The 19,628-nt window shown below is 34.9% G+C and carries 20 protein-coding genes; 8 read left to right on the top strand and 12 right to left on the bottom strand.

The window, feature by feature from the left end; all coding sequences use genetic code 11:
• Window positions 1-38 precede the first annotated feature (38 nt).
• The 6 genes from B9Y54_RS06355 to coaA all read right to left on the bottom strand — a co-directional run bounded on the left by B9Y54_RS06355 (window position 39) and on the right by coaA (window position 7,162).
• On the bottom strand, window positions 39-1,541 hold the full coding sequence (locus B9Y54_RS06355; protein ID WP_085559486.1) for a CotH kinase family protein: 1,503 nt from the start codon (window positions 1,539-1,541) through the stop codon (window positions 39-41).
• Complete coding sequence (locus B9Y54_RS06350; RefSeq protein WP_085559485.1) at window positions 1,538-2,203, bottom strand: DUF4956 domain-containing protein; 666 nt, start codon at window positions 2,201-2,203, stop codon at window positions 1,538-1,540. Before B9Y54_RS06350 ends, B9Y54_RS06355 begins: the two co-directional genes overlap by 4 nt.
• A 14-nt stretch (window positions 2,204-2,217) precedes the next feature.
• Window positions 2,218-2,925: a polyphosphate polymerase domain-containing protein gene (locus tag B9Y54_RS06345; protein ID WP_159446062.1), complete on the bottom strand. Its 708-nt coding sequence runs from the start codon at window positions 2,923-2,925 to the stop codon at window positions 2,218-2,220.
• Window positions 2,926-2,934: 9 nt separating this feature from the next.
• Window positions 2,935-3,747 carry a ComEC/Rec2 family competence protein gene (locus B9Y54_RS06340; RefSeq protein WP_085559483.1) on the bottom strand — a complete coding sequence of 271 codons (813 nt, stop codon included), beginning with the start codon at window positions 3,745-3,747 and terminating at the stop codon, window positions 2,935-2,937.
• An 803-nt stretch (window positions 3,748-4,550) separates the two neighbouring features.
• Window positions 4,551-6,107: a glutamine-hydrolyzing GMP synthase gene (gene guaA, locus B9Y54_RS06335; RefSeq protein WP_085559482.1), complete on the bottom strand. Its 1,557-nt coding sequence runs from the start codon at window positions 6,105-6,107 to the stop codon at window positions 4,551-4,553.
• 131 nt (window positions 6,108-6,238) lie between these two features.
• Entirely contained in the window at window positions 6,239-7,162 is a 924-nt protein-coding gene (gene coaA / locus B9Y54_RS06330; protein ID WP_085559481.1) for a type I pantothenate kinase, read from the bottom strand.
• A gap of 228 nt (window positions 7,163-7,390) precedes the next feature.
• On the opposite strand from coaA, the gene B9Y54_RS06325 reads away from it, so the two are divergent.
• From B9Y54_RS06325 to B9Y54_RS06295, 7 genes are all read left to right on the top strand, one after another.
• A complete protein-coding gene (locus tag B9Y54_RS06325; protein ID WP_085559480.1) occupies window positions 7,391-7,675 on the top strand; it encodes a hypothetical protein in 285 nt (94 codons plus the stop codon).
• Window positions 7,672-9,030 carry a tripartite tricarboxylate transporter permease gene (locus B9Y54_RS06320; protein WP_085559479.1) on the top strand — a complete coding sequence of 453 codons (1,359 nt, stop codon included), beginning with the start codon at window positions 7,672-7,674 and terminating at the stop codon, window positions 9,028-9,030. The genes B9Y54_RS06325 and B9Y54_RS06320 overlap by 4 nt, the downstream gene beginning before the upstream one ends.
• Window positions 9,031-9,058: 28 nt before the next feature.
• A complete protein-coding gene (gene mvk / locus B9Y54_RS06315) occupies window positions 9,059-10,000 on the top strand; it encodes a mevalonate kinase (protein ID WP_085559478.1) in 942 nt (313 codons plus the stop codon).
• The gene (gene mvaD, locus B9Y54_RS06310) at window positions 9,993-10,967 is read left to right on the top strand and encodes a diphosphomevalonate decarboxylase (protein ID WP_085559477.1); all 975 of its coding nucleotides are present in this window, start codon (window positions 9,993-9,995) and stop codon (window positions 10,965-10,967) included. The genes mvk and mvaD overlap by 8 nt, the downstream gene beginning before the upstream one ends.
• Window positions 10,968-11,002: 35 nt before the next feature.
• Window positions 11,003-12,079, top strand: a complete 1,077-nt coding sequence (locus B9Y54_RS06305; RefSeq protein ID WP_085559476.1) for a phosphomevalonate kinase — start codon at window positions 11,003-11,005, stop codon at window positions 12,077-12,079.
• Between the two features lie 25 nt (window positions 12,080-12,104).
• Window positions 12,105-13,172, top strand: coding sequence for a type 2 isopentenyl-diphosphate Delta-isomerase (fni, locus tag B9Y54_RS06300; protein WP_085559475.1), 1,068 nt, complete (start codon window positions 12,105-12,107; stop codon window positions 13,170-13,172).
• A 115-nt stretch (window positions 13,173-13,287) separates the two neighbouring features.
• Window positions 13,288-14,283, top strand: coding sequence for an oxidoreductase (locus tag B9Y54_RS06295; protein WP_085559474.1), 996 nt, complete (start codon window positions 13,288-13,290; stop codon window positions 14,281-14,283).
• A 99-nt stretch (window positions 14,284-14,382) separates the two neighbouring features.
• Here B9Y54_RS06295 and B9Y54_RS06290 read toward each other — a convergent pair whose 3' ends face one another.
• The 4 genes from B9Y54_RS06290 to B9Y54_RS06275 all read right to left on the bottom strand — a co-directional run bounded on the left by B9Y54_RS06290 (window position 14,383) and on the right by B9Y54_RS06275 (window position 16,926).
• Window positions 14,383-15,213 carry a GNAT family N-acetyltransferase gene (locus tag B9Y54_RS06290; RefSeq protein ID WP_085559473.1) on the bottom strand — a complete coding sequence of 277 codons (831 nt, stop codon included), beginning with the start codon at window positions 15,211-15,213 and terminating at the stop codon, window positions 14,383-14,385.
• Between the two features lie 36 nt (window positions 15,214-15,249).
• A complete protein-coding gene (locus B9Y54_RS06285; RefSeq protein ID WP_085559472.1) occupies window positions 15,250-15,786 on the bottom strand; it encodes an acyl-CoA thioesterase in 537 nt (178 codons plus the stop codon).
• A 96-nt stretch (window positions 15,787-15,882) separates the two neighbouring features.
• Complete coding sequence (locus B9Y54_RS06280) at window positions 15,883-16,206, bottom strand: AzlD domain-containing protein (RefSeq protein WP_085559471.1); 324 nt, start codon at window positions 16,204-16,206, stop codon at window positions 15,883-15,885.
• Window positions 16,207-16,926, bottom strand: a complete 720-nt coding sequence (locus B9Y54_RS06275; protein ID WP_085559470.1) for an AzlC family ABC transporter permease — start codon at window positions 16,924-16,926, stop codon at window positions 16,207-16,209.
• A gap of 185 nt (window positions 16,927-17,111) precedes the next feature.
• Between B9Y54_RS06275 and B9Y54_RS06270 the strand changes: the two genes are divergently transcribed.
• Entirely contained in the window at window positions 17,112-17,309 is a 198-nt protein-coding gene (locus B9Y54_RS06270; protein ID WP_085559469.1) for a hypothetical protein, read from the top strand.
• Window positions 17,310-17,388: 79 nt separating this feature from the next.
• Here the strand turns inward: B9Y54_RS06270 and B9Y54_RS06265 are convergent, their stop codons facing one another.
• Both B9Y54_RS06265 and rpiA read right to left on the bottom strand, forming a co-directional pair.
• On the bottom strand, window positions 17,389-18,690 hold the full coding sequence (locus tag B9Y54_RS06265; protein WP_085559468.1) for a pyrimidine-nucleoside phosphorylase: 1,302 nt from the start codon (window positions 18,688-18,690) through the stop codon (window positions 17,389-17,391).
• A 121-nt stretch (window positions 18,691-18,811) separates the two neighbouring features.
• Window positions 18,812-19,483, bottom strand: a complete 672-nt coding sequence (rpiA, locus tag B9Y54_RS06260) for a ribose-5-phosphate isomerase RpiA (RefSeq protein ID WP_085559467.1) — start codon at window positions 19,481-19,483, stop codon at window positions 18,812-18,814.
• Window positions 19,484-19,628 lie beyond the last annotated feature (145 nt).

Genomic DNA, 19,628 nt, shown 5'->3' with positions numbered 1-19,628 from the left:
GAGACGAGAGTAAATTTTCTAATGTTCAATTATATCACCTATTCTATAGGATTTTCTTTGATTCTATTTAAAAGATTAATGTTTTCATCCATCCAAGAAAACCTTTCTTTCAGAAAAACTCTTATGTCCTCTACTTCTTTCTCATAATCTTGTTTAGAATCTTGTATATACCATTTCCTTCTATTTCTATCTGCACTTAGCCCTAATTCAAGTATCGCTTCGTCAATCAATTTGTCAATATTCTTATCTGACCAGATTGTGTTTCTGTATTGTCTATATTTCGTTTTATATCTCTTTACAAAGGCTTCATCTTGAAATAGTCTTTCATACCAAATAATGTTTACCATACGAAAACCAGTTGGTTCATTCATTTCTTCCAAAAGAGTATTACCCAGACTTTGATCAAAATCCCAGATAGGGCCTGCGTTAAGAAGGCCGCCTATATCTTTGTGAAAGTAAGCACTCACTTCTCCACCATCTACGTTTTTAGTAATTTCATTTATAATGGCATAATCTATAAATGATTCAACATCTACATATTTTCTAAATCCTTCTCTTTTATCATCAAAATTGCTAGCTCTCAAAGAATATTCAAACTTATTAATATAATCTATTATCCCTTGTTCATACAATTCAGTCATGTTGCTCTTGCTAGGATACGTTGTCGTAAAAACGGTCCTCGCTTTAATATTATTATTTTCATCTACTATAAAATCATCTTCTAACATGTTCCAATCGCTTTTTAATACAGTATCTTCATACTTTATTTTATCTCTTGAAATAATAAAACTGATATCTTTGTATTTATCATTATTCTTATCGATAGCAATTCTATTTTCATCTCGTTCGATTTTTTCAGTTAACAGATAGACTCCCATATAATCATCTTGAAAGTTTATCTCTTCGTCAGTAGTTTTCATATAGAGTTCAACAAATCTTGTATCAGGAGCGTATTCCATAGTATCTCTCCCCATTTTGTAAGATAAATAGTTTCTAATTAGACTTTTATCGCTATACATACCATTTAAAACCCACTTATCATGAATATTCATTCCTAATAATTCTTGAGGGTTTTCTAGTTCGTACTCATCTATTAACCTAATTGTATATTGTTTTTTCTTATACCTTAAAGACGATTGTCCTCTCACATTTATAACTAAATCTGATTCAACTGTTGGCGTGGCATTCTTATCTACAACCGTATAACCAGCTAAATTGGGTTCATATAATTTCATACTCACTTGGTATTTTTTAGAAGGCTGAAAGACTTCTCTTTCTACTCCATTTATTTCCACTTCTTTTTTTTCAAGATTGGACTCTATTACTTGGCCATTTGTATCTATTACCATGATAGGCAAATTGTTTTTCTTCTCTTCTCTCAATTCAGTAAAATCAGAATGGCTGTCTTCTGTAACACTATTATCTGCATTAGTTGGATTTAGGTACAAATTGATAACTAAAAAAAAACCAGCTATCATTAGGCCCAAATACAATAAGATAACCATCTTTTTCTTTTTCTTAACAATTTTTGTATGCTTCATCCTAAAGTTTCACCATCTTTAGAAACCATATTCACGAAATATACACCTTCTATTTTTTTAATTTTTTCATATTCGCCAATAGAACTGTTATCTTTTAGCATGACTTGATAAACAATCTCGGCATAGTCATCGGTTATTGTTTCAGCTCTAAGTTTGCCAGCTTTATAAGTATTAAATAAAGCAGATCTTACCTCTTCTAGACTAGTTAAATCTCCTCTTACAATGACTAAATACACTTCTTTTCCTTTGAAGGTTATATCGCCTATTACAGTAATAATTGCAACAAATATCGTTCCAATTATAATAATGTAATAGTTAGATGATCCAGCTCCTAAACCAATAGAAATAGCCCAAAATATATACGTTGTATCTCTTGGATCTTTGACAGCCGTACGGAACCTTACTATAGATAAAGCCCCAACCATCCCTAAAGATAAGGCTAGACTACTACCTAATATACTCATAACCATAGTCGTTATCAGACTCATCATTAGTAAGGATGTATTAAATTTTTTACTATAAGACACGCCGCTATATGTTATCTTGTAGGTTATACATACTATAAGTGCTAATACGAGAGCTACGCTCATATTTTGAATCACAAATATCGGTGAAACAGTTGTTGAATTTTCATATAATAAATTATAAAGAACTTCTCTCACCTAATTAATCCCCCTTATCCCATATATCTTTCAAATATTCTTCGCGAGACCATATATTTACTATAAGATTGTCTCTCTAAATCAAGAGGTGAAAATATATCGGTAATATATTTGAATATAAAATTATTGTATTTTACTTCTAAAATATTTGTATCATAATCATCCGTTGGTATCATAATAACTTTTTCATCAAACAATCCAAAATCAATCTCATTTGATCTAATATCATTATCAAGAGTCACTCTTATGTTATTCATCTGATGAATAAAGGCTTTTCTCCTGTATTCTATTAGAACAACCGGTCTAAGCCTATTTAATTTCATAATGAGATAAATTGATTGTGCTGTTTCAGAATCATATTTTCTGAGTACTTCATAATTTTGCTTAATTAGCTCTTCTGCGTCAGCTTTATCTATTAATACCGTTTTTTTCTCTTGACTATCGCCAAATTTTCTTTTTATTTCAAGCTTTGCTTGCTTGGCATTTAGACTATAAACTCTCAATCTGATTTTTTTACGATTTTCAATTCCAGCAAGTTTCTCATAAAAATCACTGTCTGCAAAATCATCAAAATAAAGAGATCTAATTGTATAACCCATAACACCATTATGCTTATCTGCAACCAAAACATTTGCCAGCTTATGAGAAAGTGAAAGATACTGAAAGTAATTTATTTGATGCTTTAACTCTACTCTAGAAACCCTTAGCGTTTTATCAGCCATCATGTCCTCCTATTTATATTCTATTTCTTTTCCATCACTAGAGAGATGGATATCTTTTTCAAACGCATACATAACAGTGGAGCCTTGTTTTTCCAATAAATCTTCTACCTCACTATCCTTTTTAGAATTTGTGATAACCGATAGCTTGGGCGATATCTTCTCTATAAATTTTTCTGAGTTAGGATTTTCTCTACCATGATGAGCTACTTTGTATAAGTCTATCTTAGGAAGATCAATTTTTAGCGTTTCTTCTAATAATTCTTCTTCAGCATCTCCAGCAAAAAGGTAATTCAAGTCTCCATCTTCTATTAAAGTGATTAAAGAATGGTCGTTATCCCCCTTATAGTCATTTTCTTCTGGAGTAATTATTGTAACTTTCAAGGTGCCTAACTCAAATGATAAGTCTTCTGTTAGTCGTACATTTTCAATTTCTTTTTCATCTACAACTTTTTGGATTCGCGCCTCACGTTTAGTATCTTTAAAATGATTGGACTGAATGAGTTTGCCAACTTCAAATCCATCTAAGATATATGACGCACCACCTACATGATCTTTATCTGGATGAGTTAAGATTAAATAATCTAATCTTTTCACTCTTACTGCTTTTAACTTTAATGCTAATTCTTCTTTAGTTGACTTTAACCCTGCATCAATTAAAATTGTTTCATTTTCGCTTTCTATATAAATGCTGTCTGCTTTTCCAAGACCGAAAATAACTATTTTTGTTTTTTCTGGTGTCTCAGAAACTAAAGGTCTTATTAAGAAAAATAATAACAAGCCAATAAAGAACAAAAATCCAATTTTGATAATTTTTGATTTCATGCTCTTATCACCTCCTTAAATTCATTCATAGTTCATAGCTACTCTTTCAATGATTTTTCAGTAAATATTAGCTCTATCATAATTTAAATATATTCATTATACTATTTACTGAATAGACCGTTTTGCTATAGTTTTTATAATAAAAAAAACCATGTAATTTCCGTGGTGTATTGATGCTAATGCATTCCCAATAAACAACGTTAAATTCGCATGGTATAAATTAAGAATGCTTGCCCTTAGTTAAAATAAATCCTTTAGCAATTCTATATAAAGTTTCAATAACGTATTCATTAGAAACCTACTAATTATACTTATTTTTATCTATTTTTTTTGTAATTTAATTATACCATGAAGTATTCGAAAGAGGTTAATTTAAAAACAAAACATGATACTACTTTCATTTTAATCGCGACAATAATCTGACACATTCACTATATACGAACGCGATAAATACTATCGGTCAATAGCTGAGAAAGAAAAAATAAGCAGAATAGTTGAACAAGCTATTTTAAGTAAAAAAACTGCTCAATCAAAATCAATCAAACGATTATTTTTTCTTACTAGATTGTATTTTAGTTTTAGTGATACACATACAATTATATTCATTCTTTGTCACTTCGATTTTCATTAAACACGATTTAATCTTACATAAACGATTTTCTTTCTATATTATCTACGGCTATAGAAAGAGGCTTTTGTTGCGTGTTTATATCTATTCATAATAAAAGGTGTCCAAATCTTGTGATGAAAAAAATAGCCTTACAAGTTTTTTTATAAAACTTGTAAGGCTATTTCTTCTTATTCTATTCCCACTCGATAGTTGATGGTGGTTTACTCGTTATATCATATACGATACGGTTAACGTTCGCCACTTCGTTTACGATACGAACGGATATTTTTTGCAAGACATCCCATGGAAGACGAGCAAAGTCACTTGTCATCCCATCAATTGAAGTAACAGCACGAACACCAACAGTGTAATCATACGTACGACCATCACCCATCACACCGACACTGCGGATACCAGGTAAGACGGTAAAGTATTGCCAGACGTCTCGATCTAGTCCAGCTAAGGCGATTTCTTCACGTAAAATAGCATCACTTTCACGAACGATTTCTATTTTTTCTTCTGTTAATTCGCCAAGTACACGTATTCCTAAGCCAGGACCTGGGAAAGGTTGACGCCATACTAAGCTCTCAGGCATACCCAATTCAATTCCTAATTCACGAACTTCGTCTTTGAATAAGGTATTTAATGGTTCAATTAATTTGAATTGCATGTCTTCAGGAAGCCCACCTACATTATGGTGTGATTTAATCGTTTGAGCGGTATCTGTTCCACTTTCAATCACATCTGTATAAAGGGTTCCTTGTGCTAAGAATTCAATGCCTTTTAATTTTGTAGCTTCGTCATCAAAAACATAAATAAATTCATTTCCAATAATTTTACGCTTTTGTTCAGGATCACTCACGCCTATTAATTTATCCATAAAGCGTTTTTTAGCGTCTACTCTGATGACATTTAAGCCGAATTTGCCTTCTAGGCTATCCATAACTTGATCGCCTTCATTTTTACGCAATAAGCCATGGTCAACAAAAATACAGGTTAATTGATCGCCAATAGCTTTTTGCAATAGGACCCCAACAACGCTTGAGTCTACTCCGCCTGATAGAGCTAACAAGACATTTTTAGTTCCAACTGTTTCACGAATTTTTGCAATTTCAATTTCGATAAAGTTGCTGATACTCCAAGTTCCTTCGCATCCACAGACAGAAAAAGCAAAGTTCTTTAGCATCGCATTTCCTTGTTCAGTATGGCGTACTTCTGGATGAAATTGGACTGCGTGGAAATTTCTTTTCGAGTCAACCATTGATGCGATTGGACAGTGGAGACTTGTTGCAGCAACTTCAAAGCCTACAGGCACTTGAGTAACTAAATCACCGTGACTCATCCAGACCGTTTCTGTTCTTGCTAAACCACCGAATAGAGGTGCAGAGGTATCTGTTAGTTTGATGTCTGCTTTACCATATTCGCGATTTGAGCTTACTTCTACTTTTCCACCTAATGCCGTTGTCATCAATTGCATACCATAACAAATACCTAAGATAGGAATACCTAATTTAAAGATTGCAGGATCAACAGAATAAGCCCCTTCATCGTACACACTCATTGGTCCACCTGAGAAAATAATTCCTTTGGCATTCATCTTGCTTAATTCTTCTGCTGTTACTTTATGAGAAATCAGTTCAGAAAACACGCCAAATTCTCGAATGCGTCGTGTTATTAATTGATTGTATTGACTCCCAAAATCCAGTACAACAATCTTTTCAACCTCTGTTAAATCAGTCGTTAGTGCCACACAATTCACCCCATCTGTTTTTTATTCATTCCAGTTCGTTATCTAATTTAGATTATACTTCTCTGTTACGCTTCATTGTATCGAGTATGAGTTGACAAATCAATATGTCGAAAACGCTTTTTTTTTTTTTTTTAATACTTTCGAAGCAATAAGCGATCAATAAAATGATTTTCGCTTTTATGCAAAATTAGATCTGCCCGATTTCGGGTTGGCATAATAAACTCCGTTAAGTTTTTTAAGTTAACTTTTTTCCAAATACCTCGCGCCATTAAAAATGCGTCTGCTCGATCACCTTGAGCATAGGGATAATAATAGTTACTTGGATCCATAAAGGCTGTATCCAACAATGTACCAAAGCGTTCCAAATACCATTTTTCAATTTGGTCTGGTTCAGCATCTACATAGATGGAAAAATCAAAAAAATCACTAATATAAATTTGCTCATTCGTTGGCAACTGAAGAATATTGATTCCCTCTACTATTAGGATATCGGGTTGGTACAACACATGAAATTCATCTTCTATAATATCGTAAATTTGATGTGAGTAAACCGGAGAAACGACTCGTTCCTTCCCATTTTTCACATCTCCTAAAAAAGTAATCAACCTTGCCATATCGTAACTTTCAGGAAAGCCTTTTCGATCTATTAGCTGTTCTTTTCGTAAAATCTCATTTGGATAAAGAAAGCCATCAGTAGTGATCATATCAACAGTTTTATCCTTGTAAACACGAGAAAGGAGCGTCTGTAATAACCTCGCAACCGTACTTTTGCCCACAGCAACACTTCCTGCTATCCCAATAATATAAGGTTTTTTAACAATTTCTTGTCCTAAAAAAGCATTCTTTTTTGCTTGCAAATGTTCATATTGGTGAATATAGACATCTAATAATTGAATAATAGGTACATAAACTTCTTCAACGTCTAATAGAGAAATGCGGTCATTTAAACCCGTTAACTCTTCTAATTCTTGATGACTCAGTGGAGCAACTGTCTTTATATTTAATTCTTTCCATTCATCCCGTTCGATGATATGAAATGTTGCTGATTCTTTCATACAGCGGCCCTCCATGTTCTTATAAACTTCTGTATAAGTATAACAAATAATTTGTTTTTTTTGTAGTCTTCTCTTAAATGCGTTTAATTAAGTACGTTATCTTTAAAGAAACTTAACTAGTCAGGAATACGCTATTTAGTGTAGTATTAGTTTGTTAAGGATAGAATACTTATCCTCTTTTTTTATTGTTTTGGCGCAAGATGTATTGCTATTAATAGGAGGATGAATATGAAAGAAAGCAAAAATAAATTGGTTGAAATTTGGGGGGATGTTGTCGCTATTCGAAGTTTAGTTTTAGCCATTTCATTTTCAAGTTTCTCGACGATGGGTGCTTTTTTCTTAGCTCCTGCTGGCGATAAAACCAAACAATTATTCTTTGGATTAGCTGGAGCCTTGATTGGTTTTATTGTTTCCAGTGTAGTTATTAAACCAAAGCGCGTGATAACAAATGCCGTTGCAATTACTGAACAAGATAAGCAAGCTCTTACTCAAAAAGGAATGAATGACGAATGACAATTCTTTTACTCTCTCAAATGATTTTTGCTTCTTTATCAGCTTTTTTATTGTATACCTTTATTGGTTTTATTCCAGGAACGGATGAAACATCGGTGCTTCTTCCCGTCACACTTGCACTTGTTCTAGCTGGAGCACCACCAATCATTATCTTAACTTTTTTTATTTCAGCTATCATAACACTGAATTTAACTAATGCGATGCCAACTGCACTCGTTGGTTTACCGGGCGGCGTAATGTCTAGTCCAATGATTGAGCACGCTCTTTTTTTGAAAAATAAAGGCCTATCCGCTATCACAATCAAAAAAATGGCTGCTGGTTCATTGATTGGTACCGTTATTGCTATTCCTATTTCGCTTATTGTGGCTAATTTACTCGCTCCTTATGGTACAATTATTCAGCCATATGCTCCACTATTATTTGTTATTGGAGCTGTCTTTTTATCCTTAATCGGAAAAAATAAAGTCCTAGCTTTATTAAGCATTGTTCCTTTGGCGCTGTTGTTTCAAAGTTTGCGCTACCTTTATTGGGGAATGGAAGTTGTCCCTAGAGAAACCACTATTACGACGTCTTTCTTCTTAGGAATTACGATTGGACCTTTAATTATCTCATTGTTTTCACTATTAACAAAAGAAGGTCTAGCAAGTATGCTAACAGATCAGCCAAAATCTATTACACTTTCTAATAAAATGAGTGGCAAACAAACGTTAAATCCATTTAAAATTCTAACAAAATCAGAAGTGAAATCTGCTTCTTTTGCCGCTATGCTAGCGAACTTTTTCTTTGTTTTAAGTCCGGTTGGTTTGATTATTTTAATTGGTGGAGCTGCTGGAAATAGAAAAAAAGATCTAATTGAAAAAGCTTCTACAAGCATTACAGTAATGAGTGCTTTAGCACAATCAACGTACTTATCTGGTATCATTATCCCGTTAATTGCTTTAGGTATTCCTTTGTCCCCGACATCTATTGGACCAGGAAATGCTTTATTCAATGCCCCACCTGTTTTTACTGTTGATAATAATTTACACCATCTACTGAGTAGAAGCGATTTTGTTTGGGCTATTTTAGTTGGAGCTTTAATCGCGAGCAGCCTTTCTTATTTTGTTATTAATCGTTACGCTGAAGTCATTTCGCGGTTTGTATTAACTAAAATTCCGCATGAAGCTGTTCTCGGATTATTTATTTCTTTCATTTTATTGCTAGCTTATATGGATGCAGGACTGATTAACATCTTTGGAGTCTTATTAATTGGAATTGTTTGCGGTTCATTAAATAAGATGGGTGTCAATTATGGTATTCAGTTTATGACATTATATGCTGCACCTTGGATTATTGAAAAATTAACACTCTTATAAAAAAACAGAATGAAAAAGGAGATCTCTTATGAAAAAAACGGGCATATCAAACGGAAAAATTATCTTGATAGGCGAACATTCCGTTGTTTACGGTGAACCCGCTATCGCGATTCCCTTTCTTGCTACTGCGATTGAAACGGTCATTGAAACAACGACTGGACCGGTTATACTAGATTGTTTTTTTTATAAAGGACCGTTATCTCAAGCTCCTAAACGTTTATTAAATTTAGCAACAGTCATTAAAGAAACCGTCAAGACCTTAGCTAAACCCTTAGAGAACTTTACTATTACTATTAGCAGTACGATTCCTGCTGAAAGAGGAATGGGCTCTAGTGCCGCTGTTGCTGTAGCAACTATTCGTGCTTTGTTTCGTTATTTTGATGAACCTTTATCGAATACTGTTCTGTTAGAATTAACCAATATCTCTGAAACGATTGCACACGGCAATCCGAGCGGTTTAGATGCGGCAATGACCAGTAGCAATTCTCCTCTTTACTATGTTAAAGGCCAAGAATTTGAATTCTTTCCACTTAATATGACCGCTTACTTAGTCGTAGCCGATACAGGTATCACAGGCCAAACAAAAGAAGCAGTCGAACACATTGCGCAGTTGTATCAATCTGCACCTAAGCAAACCGGTTATTTGATAAAACAATTAGGTCAATTAGCTAAAAAGACTAAATTAGCCATCGAAAAAAATCAAGCTATTACCTTAGGAACTAATATGACTCAAGCACACAAGTTACTTAGCTCATTAGGTGTCAGTAATCGCGAATTAGATTGCCTTGTTGATACTGCATTAGACTCAGGTGCATTGGGTGCGAAACTAACCGGCGGCGGACGTGGGGGCTGTATGATTGCCTTAGCAAAAAACGAAACTGCTGCTAAACGACTAGCTACGGACTTGCTAGAAGCAGGCGCTCAGCACACATGGCTTTACAACATGAGAAAGGACGGGTATGATGACTGAAAAAATAGTTCGAGCGCATACAAACATTGCTTTGATAAAGTACTGGGGAAAAAGAGACGAAGCACTTATCTTACCAGCGAGTAGTAGTCTTTCTTTAACGTTAGATGCTTTCTATACGGATACTTCGGTTACTTTTGATAACTCTCTTCAATCCGATACTTTTTACTTAAATGATCGTTTACAAAATAAAACAGCTACAGAAAAAGTCAGCACTTTCCTAAATTTATTTAGAAAACCTGCCGGCATTTCTTCTCCTGCATTAATTAAAAGTACCAACTTTGTTCCTACGGCAGCTGGCCTAGCTTCTTCTGCATCTGGAATGGCTGCTTTGGCAGGTGCTGCTAACTTAGCGTGTCATCTTCAATTAACTCAACGTGAATTGTCTCTCTATGCACGTAGAGGGTCTGGATCAGCTACACGTAGTATCTATGGTGGCTTTGTTGAATGGCAGATGGGTACTTGTGCTGCTGATTCTTACGCTGTGCCAATTGACGACGCTGATTGGGATATCGGGATGCTTGTCGTCGTTGTTAACAGTCGTAAAAAAGAAATGTCCAGTCGTGAAGGGATGAAAAACACAGTAGAAACCTCACCTTTTTACACCGGTTGGCTAGACAGTACGGCTAACGATTTAATCGAAATAAAAAAAGCTATTCGCTTACAAGATTTCCAAAAAATGGGCGAAATAACTGAAAGCAATGGAATGAAAATGCATGGCACAATGCTAGGCGCTAACCCCCCTCTTTCTTATTGGGAACCAGATAGTGTCGTTGCAATGCAGCTGGTCCGACAATTGCGCCAAGAAGGTATTTCGTGTTATTTTACAATGGATGCAGGCCCGAACGTCAAAGTTCTTTGTCGCTTAACGGATAGTGAAAAAATAAAAGCACGATTTGCAAAACAATTTAATCCAGAGCAATTAATTATTGCTAAACCTGGTGAAGGTCTCAAAGTTCTGACAAAGTAGAGATTTCGATTGAATCTCAAAGGAGGAAATAGTAAATGATAGAAGTCTCAGCACCTGGTAAGCTTTATATTGCGGGTGAATACGCCGTGGTCGAACCTGGCCATCCGGCTATTATCGTAGCCGTTGATCAATTTATTACGGTATCTCTTGAACAGACAAAACATGTTGGCAGTATTACTTCCTTCCAATATGGAAATTTACCTATTTTATGGAGAAGACACAATGATCAACTGGTCTTAGATAAACGAGAAAATCCTTTTCATTATATTTTGGCAGCTATTACAGTTACAGAAAAATACGCTAAAGAACTAAACAAAGAGCTCGCTTTTTTTAGTATAACAATAGACAGCGAGTTAGACAGCTCTAACGGTCGAAAGTATGGCTTAGGCTCTAGCGCCGCTGTTACTGTCGCTACTATCAAAGCTTTGTGTCAGTTTTACAACTTAGATTCTAATGATGAATTAGTGTTTAAACTAGCTGCTTTAGCTCATCTGTCTGTCAAAAGTAACGGGTCTTGTGGCGATGTAGCAGCTAGTGTTTATGGTGGCTGGATAGCCTTTACTACTTTTGATCGTGATTGGGTCGCTTCTCAACAAAAAAAAGAACAGTATTCTATAAAAGAATTAATTGATAACGACTGGCCTCTTCTTTCTATTAAGCCTTTAACGCCACCTCGCGATTTGCGTTTGGTTATTGGCTGGACAGGTTCGCCTGCTTCTACTTCCGATTTAGTTGATGAAGTAACCAATCAAAGAAATCGTGATAAAAATGCGTATGACAACTTTTTAAAAGACAGCAAGCAATGTGTGAACCAAATGATTGAAGGGTTTCAGCATAACGACATCCAGATGATTCAACAACAAATTAGAAAAAACCGTGAGCTTTTAATAAAAATGAGCCAAGATACGGGTGTCATTATTGAAACTCCTGCCTTAACTCAATTATGTAACGTAGCTGAACAGTATCATGGTGCAGCAAAATCGTCTGGTGCTGGTGGAGGCGACTGTGGAATTGTCTTGTTTAATCGTAGAGAAGGATTATTGCCTTTAATGACGGCTTGGGAAAAAGAAGGCATCACGAATTTGCCTCTACACGTTTATACAAATAAATAACTTATATAAAGAAAGGATGATTTTCATGAACCCTGCAAATAACCGGAAAAATGAACACGTCTCTTTAGCAATGAATTTTTTCCAAGAATCTTCTAAGTCTGATTTTGATGCACTCCATTATGTCCATCATTCTTTCCCACAAATGTCTGTTGAAGAGGTTAATCTTTCAACCTCTTTTGCTTCATTTCGGTTGGATTTCCCTTTTTACATTAACGCTATGACCGGTGGCAGTGACTGGACAAAAAAAATCAATAAAAAGCTCGCTACTGTTGCTCACGAAACAGGTATCGCTATGTCAACCGGTTCAGTGAGTGCAGCTTTAAAAGATCCAAGTGTAAAAGATAGCTTTACGATTATCAGAGAGGTTAATCCAGCTGGTCTTGTCTTTGCTAATCTCGGAACAGGTCAAACAGTTGAAAATGCTAAAAAAGCTGTAGATTTGCTGAAGGCTGACGCTTTGCAAATTCATATCAATGCTCCTCAAGAGTTGATTATGCCTGAAGGAGACCGCGATTTTTCTAATTGGCTTGAACAATTGAGTGCCATCACCGCTGCATTAGATGTTCCTATTATTGCTAAGGAAGTGGGTTTTGGTATGAGCCGAGAAACAATCGAATCCATTCTGGCTACTGGCGTAAAAACAATCGATATTAGTGGAAAAGGCGGCACGAACTTTGCTCAAATTGAAAACTACCGTCGTAAAACAAATAAAATAGATTATTTAGAAAATTGGGGACAATCTTCAGTTATCTCTTTGCTAGAAGCACAAGAATTCTTAACCACTGCTGATATCCTTGCTTCAGGTGGGATTCGTCACCCATTAGATATCGTAAAGGCTCTTTCTCTAGGAGCTAAAGCGGTAGGTATCTCTTCTCTAATTTTAAATATGATGATTAAAGATGGTGTCGATGAGACCATTAGCCAAATCAATGACTGGAAAGAAAATTTAAAATCCATCATGACACTAGTCGGTAAAAAAACTGTTTCCGATTTACAACAAACAGATTTTATTCTTACTGGTGAAGTAAAAGATTGGTGTCTAGCACGCGGGATTGATTACACTCGCTTCGCTGTTCGTTCGACAACAAACTAATTAAAAAAACGTGATATAAATTGGATTCTTAGTATCGCGTCTTTTTGTTTGAAGATTCCTACAGAAAAATAGGCGAAATGTCAGCATCTAACTAAAAGGAAATGAGGTTTTATTAATGAAGTCTTTTTCAGCTTTTATTGCAAAGGAAGAAAACAACACACTTGTCACTGCTATTCAACAGATAACTAAAGAAGAGTTACCTGCAGGAGAAGTCTTAATCGAGGTTCACTACTCAGGTGTCAATTATAAAGATGCTTTAGCTGCAACATCAGGTAGTGGCGTTGTAAGGAATTACCCACTTACGCTAGGGATCGATTTAAGTGGGATCGTCGTTGAGTCCGCTGTTCCGACAGTTAAAAAAGGCGATTCTGTTATTGTTACAAGCTATCAATTAGGAGTGGCACACGACGGTGGGTATAGTCAGTATGCTCGTGTTCCGAGTGAATGGGTCGTTCCATTACCAGAAGGTTTAAGTTTAAAAGAAGCGATGATTATCGGAACAGCTGGTTTTACAGCTGCACAGTCTATTCAAGCGTTAGAATCAGCTGGAATCAATCTCAGCCAAGGCAATATACTAGTTACAGGTGCTACAGGTGGTTTAGGCAGTATGGCTATTGCTATGCTAGACAAGCTAGGTTATTCTGTTGAAGCTGTCTCTCGTAAAAAAGAACAATCAGCCGATTATTTATCTAGCTTAGGAGCTAAATCTATTTTATCTATCGCTGATATTGACTTACCAAAACCTAAGCCATTAGCTAAACCGCGTTGGTCAGCTATTATTGATCCAGTTGGAGGTCCTCAATTAAGCACTTTGTTAGCTCAACTGCACTATAACGGGGCAATTGCGTTAAGCGGAAATGCTGGTGGCATAAAGTTCGAAACAACTGTTTTGCCTTTTATCTTGCGTGGTGTAAAATTAATCGGGATAAACTCTGTTGAATGCCCAACCGAGTTAAGAAAACAACTATGGCAAAGACTTGCAACAGATATGAAGCCTAATGGTTTGGCTGATATGATTGATCAACAAATTAATTTAACTGACTTACCTGTAGCTTTTTCTAAAATTTTAGCTGGCAATATGCAAGGACGTACACTTGTAAAAATAAAGTAGAGATGCTAAATAATGCATTCAAACTAGTTTGAATGCATTATTAAAAACGTAGGAAAGAAGCTAGGACATTTTTGTCCTAGCCTCTTCCTCTTTTTTTTACTAACTCATCAGTTCTTGAAAAATATTTTTTTTATCTTCTTCTTCTTTTTTTGGATTTAACATCACCCAATTTTTATTTGTATCTTTAAAGCCTAGCTGATGGTATATACTTCCAGCTACTGGATTATGATAAAACAGACAAGCTTTTTTATTTTTCTCTAGACAGTCTTGAGTAAGAGAAGCTGCAATAGCTTTAGCATATCCTTTGCCTTCCTCAGACTCTATTGTACCTATTCGGGTAATCATCGCTGCCGTTGAACTCTCCGCTGATAGTCTTCCTGAAGAAATAATTTCATTCTTTTCATTTTTAATGATTTTTATGCGAATATCGTCGTTTTCTATCAGTTCTGATAGTACTCTCTCTGTTTCTGATAAAGTTTCAAAACACTCTTTTTGCCAGTTGATATAAGCAGGAATATCTGCTTTTTCTAACGTTTGTACAAAATCCATCTTTTGAGGAAGCACTAGTAATTCATCACAAACAGAAATAACGGTTTCAGCTTTTTCTAGTTCCGGAAAATAGTCGATATACTGATCGATCACTTTCTTTTCTCCACTAATTGCTTTAATCTCATCTAAACTCTGCAATAAAGGTAAAAACGTCTCTAAACCAAAAAATTCTTCTCCATGAACCGGAATAGCAATATCTCTATACCTCAACAATACTCCTGTAATTTCATCAAGATCATTTGTGTATGCCCAAATATCTTGATCTAAAGAATCAAATCCATGTCTTTCTATATCTGCGATGACAAATAAATTTGTTATTGGATCGATTGTTAAAAAATCTAGAACTAAATCCCTCTGGTTATCGGTGCATTTGTATATCAAGATTGTTCCTCCTAATCGTTTCTATTTACTTTTATTTTAGTCTTCCCAAGCAGTTGAATAAGAAATGATATTTGCAAATTTTTCATTGAATTCACGATTTAAAAGACGCTTTTCGTGGCGCTTTTCATAACCACTACACACTAATTTCTCTTCTTTCGTTGTGGGTTCGATTAAAGGTACCACAACACTTTGTTTGGATTCAGTTTTCATTGAAACAAACGTACTAAAACTCGTTGCTGCTAAGTACCGTTCTCCAGTCATTAAATTTTCTCCCATAATTTTACAAAAAACTTCCATAGAGGATTTCCCTACTCCTGAAACATAACTTTCAATACAAACAGAATGGTTGCTTGGTAAGGGGTGCAAAAAATCTAGTGAATCGATTGAAGCTGTCACCGTTATGCCTCTTGAATGACGAGCCGCTGAAATAGAAGCTGTGTTATCAATCCAACTCATTAAATTCCCACCAAATAAAGTTTGGTGATGATTCAAATCGGATGGCAATACACGATGGGTTTGGACTGCTTTTGACTCAATGCATTTTTTTGTCGCGCGATTCATTAAATTAGGCATATCTTTCCTCCAGTAAGTCTATTTTAATTGCGCCACATTAAACTCTTTTCTAGCTTATTATAGCATGGTTCTTTTAAGGATAACTTGTAGAATTTTTCAATTTAAATAAATAAACAAAGAGAGACTAGCGACTCCTACAACCATTGACCACAATAAGCTTTTAGTATAATAAGCTACTCCTGCTGTTAAAATGGATGGGATTAACTTAAAATTAATTAATGGATCAATAGTTAAATTCCCATCCCAGAAAAAAATATCAGAAAAAATCAATGCTGAAAAAATAGAAACGGGAATAAACGACATCCATTTGGCTAGTTTTTCAGGAATTGTTCGTTTACTCAACACAAGCATTGGCAACATTCTAGGCAAATACGTTACTATCGCCATGCCAATAATCAAAGTCCATGGATTTAATTTCATTTAATGTAAAGCCCCCTTTACCTTTTGTTCATCGCTAGTCTTATCTACTAGATAACCGAAAAGAGACGCTAGAATTGCTGCAATAACTAAAGCAATATTATGATGCAATAATTCCATCAAACCAACCGATAAAAGACCCGCTACTAATCCTACAAAAACAAATAATTTAGAAACAAGCTGATTGATTAACAAAGCAATAAACATCGCAATTAAAACATAATTCATAATCGTGATATCAATCGTTAATGTACTACCAATAAATCCCCCAATTGTTGTACTAACAACCCAAGTTAAGTAGGCTAACACGTTTGTGGCTAACACGTTTGTGGCTAACGCTTGGTAGTGTGTCCACTCATGATTTTTAAACTGGTTGTAATTAATAGCATAAGCCTCATCTGCTAGCGTATGGCCAAATAATAAAATAAAAGGAATAGAGCTTTTTTTGAAAAAACCAGATAAACTAGAACTCATTAATAAGTGCCTAATATTCAAAAAGAAAACCATTAATATAATCGTTGGAGCCGTTGATCCGATGACAACTATTGAAGCAGCCATAAATTGAGCAGCTCCTGCAAAAACAATGAAACTCATCAATGAAATAGCTGAAATACTAAAACCAGAATCATACAAAAGCATGCCGCAAGCTAGGCCCAATGGAATATACCCTAACATTACCGGGAAAATAATTTTAAGCCCATCTTGCCAATCTTTTCTTTTCATTTATTTTCCTCCTTAACACAAAAACAGTAACAGCTAGTATAGCATATTCCTTTCTCTTTTCCTCATCTAATTTTAATTAAAATCAATTTATGCTTATTTATCTTAAAGAGGGTATTGTACTGTTAAATCTATTTTGCTATGCTAAGTCTACTAGCTAAATGATAAAAAGAGGGTTAGGTAAAATAATGCTAAAAAAATTTCTGTTACGTATCTTCTTTATTAGTTGTCTTTATTTTTTAGTGTATCTATTTTCATCAGCATTTCGTTTAATCGTAGCAAGCGGAGGATTTTGGGCTTACTTACATGTCTTTATGAGCAGTATTTTGTTTCTTGGTATTTTCCTAATTATGGTTTCTATCCTGCATTACTTATTTGTTGAATAAAAAAGACCGATTGCTCTAACCCAACAGTGATGGGCAAGCAATCGATTTTTTTATTTAAAACTTAATTAAATTAAACTCATTAATCAAGAATAACTTCGTGAATCAATTGAATAGGTTCTGCTTTTTCTGAAATCATGATATTTTCCTGGATTTTATTTTCTACTGCCGTTACGTCTAGTTGATTGCTGTGAATAGTCACAAGAGACTCGCCTTTTTTAACGGTATCTCCAACTTTTTTACGCAGCATTAAACCAACAGCTAAATCAATAACACTTTCTTTGTTTGCTCTACCGGCTCCTAGCATCATCGCTGCTATTCCGATTTCATCTGCATTGATTTGAGAAAGAACACCATCACGAGAAGCCAATACTTCTGTCTGATAAGCAGCTTGTGGAAGACGTTCGGGATGATCAATAACCGAAGCATCTCCACCTTGTGAAGCAACAAATTCTTTAAATTTCTCAAGAGCCTTACCGTTATTTAGGTTTTCTTCTAGTAGTAATCTGGCCTCAGCTAAGTTACTGCCTATTCCAGCTAGATGAACCATTTGACTACCTAATGTTAAACAAAGATCAACTAAATCTTCTGGACCATGTCCTTCTAGTGTGTCGATAGCTTCTTTTATTTCTAATGCATTTCCAATAGCATTACCTAAAGGTTGGCTCATATCAGAAATAACAGCCATTGTTTGACGTCCAACTAAATTTCCAATTTTAACCATAGCATGTGCTAATTGTCTTGCATCTTCTTCTGTCTTCATAAATGCACCCGCACCTATTTTTACATCTAAAACGATTGCATCTGCTCCAGCAGCTATTTTTTTACTCATAATTGAGCTAGCAATTAAAGGAATCGATTCCACAGTGCCTGTAACATCGCGTAAAGCATACAATTTTTTATCCGCCGGTGTTAGATTTCCAGATTGACCTACTACTGCTACTTTATTTTTATTAACTAAATCAATAAATTTCTCTTGTGTTAATTCAACAGTAAATCCTGGGATAGCTTCAAGTTTGTCAATCGTTCCGCCAGTATGACCTAATCCACGACCACTCATCTTAGCAATCGGAACTCCTAAACTAGCTACCAAAGGAGCCAGTACTATCGTAGTTGTATCGCCTACTCCACCTGTTGAATGCTTATCGACTTTTACTCCATGAATAGCAGACAGATCAATTGTTTCTCCTGAATTCACCATGCTCATTGTTAAATCACTGCGTTCATGATCGTTCATTCCTTGGAAGTAAATTGCCATTGCCATAGCACTCATTTGATAATCAGGAATCTCACCAGTTGTAAATCCTTCTATCATAAAATTAATTTCTTCCGTCGTTAATGATTTTCCGTGTTGTTTCTTAGCAATCAAGTCTACTATCCGCATATCCGTCTGTCTCCTTCAATTCATTTTGTAGTATAATTTTACCATACTTTGATGTGTTACCGGTTTCAATAATATATATTATTGATATTTTATTAGCAATTTATCATCAAATTCTTATTCTTTATCTAATATCTAGCACTTCTACAGTATTTCCGTGTCCCACAATAACTGTATTAACCATATCTAGAAATAAACCGTGTTCAACTACTCCTGTTAGCCCATCTAACCAAATAGCCATCTCATGAGGATTTTCTATTGCACCTAAATGTAAATCAACAATATAATGTCCACCGTCTGTTACATAAATTTCTTTTGACTCATTCAAACGCAACTCAGGGTGTAGATTATTTGATTCAAATAATCTGAAAAGTTGTTTGTATCCAAAAGACACAATTTCAACCGGTAAAGGAAATGCACCAAGTGTTTTCACCATTTTACTATCGTCAACAATCCAAATAACTTTATCACTTGCATTGGCTACTAATTTTTCAAACAATAAAGCACCACCACCACCTTTAATCCCTTGATGATTTTCACTTACTTCATCTGATCCATCAATCGTTAAATCAATCTTTGTGACATCATTTAAGTTAGCTAGCGGGATATTTAATGCTTCTGCTTGCTCTTTTGTACGAGTAGATGTTGTTACTCCTGTAATCTTTAGACCTTCTTTCACTCTTTTACCGAGCGCTTCAACCAAATAATAAGCCGTTGAACCTGTTCCTAATCCAACAGTCATGCCTTCTTTAACATACTCTGCTGCTTTTTCTCCAACCATTTGTTTAACATTCATACTATTTCCTCCTTATTTTCATCAGATTTTTTTTACAAAAAAATAATATAAACTAAAAAATATGTAGAATTCTAAACACTTTTGGCTAAACTTATTTTCTAACTTCACTTTGGCTACTTGACTAACTGTTAGTCAAAGAAAAGTC

It is taken from the genome of Carnobacterium iners (assembly GCF_900177385.1).
Lineage (GTDB): Bacteria > Bacillota > Bacilli > Lactobacillales > Carnobacteriaceae > Carnobacterium_A > Carnobacterium_A iners.
Note: the sequence above shows the minus strand (reverse complement) of the source record. Positions and strands in the feature narration are given on the sequence as shown.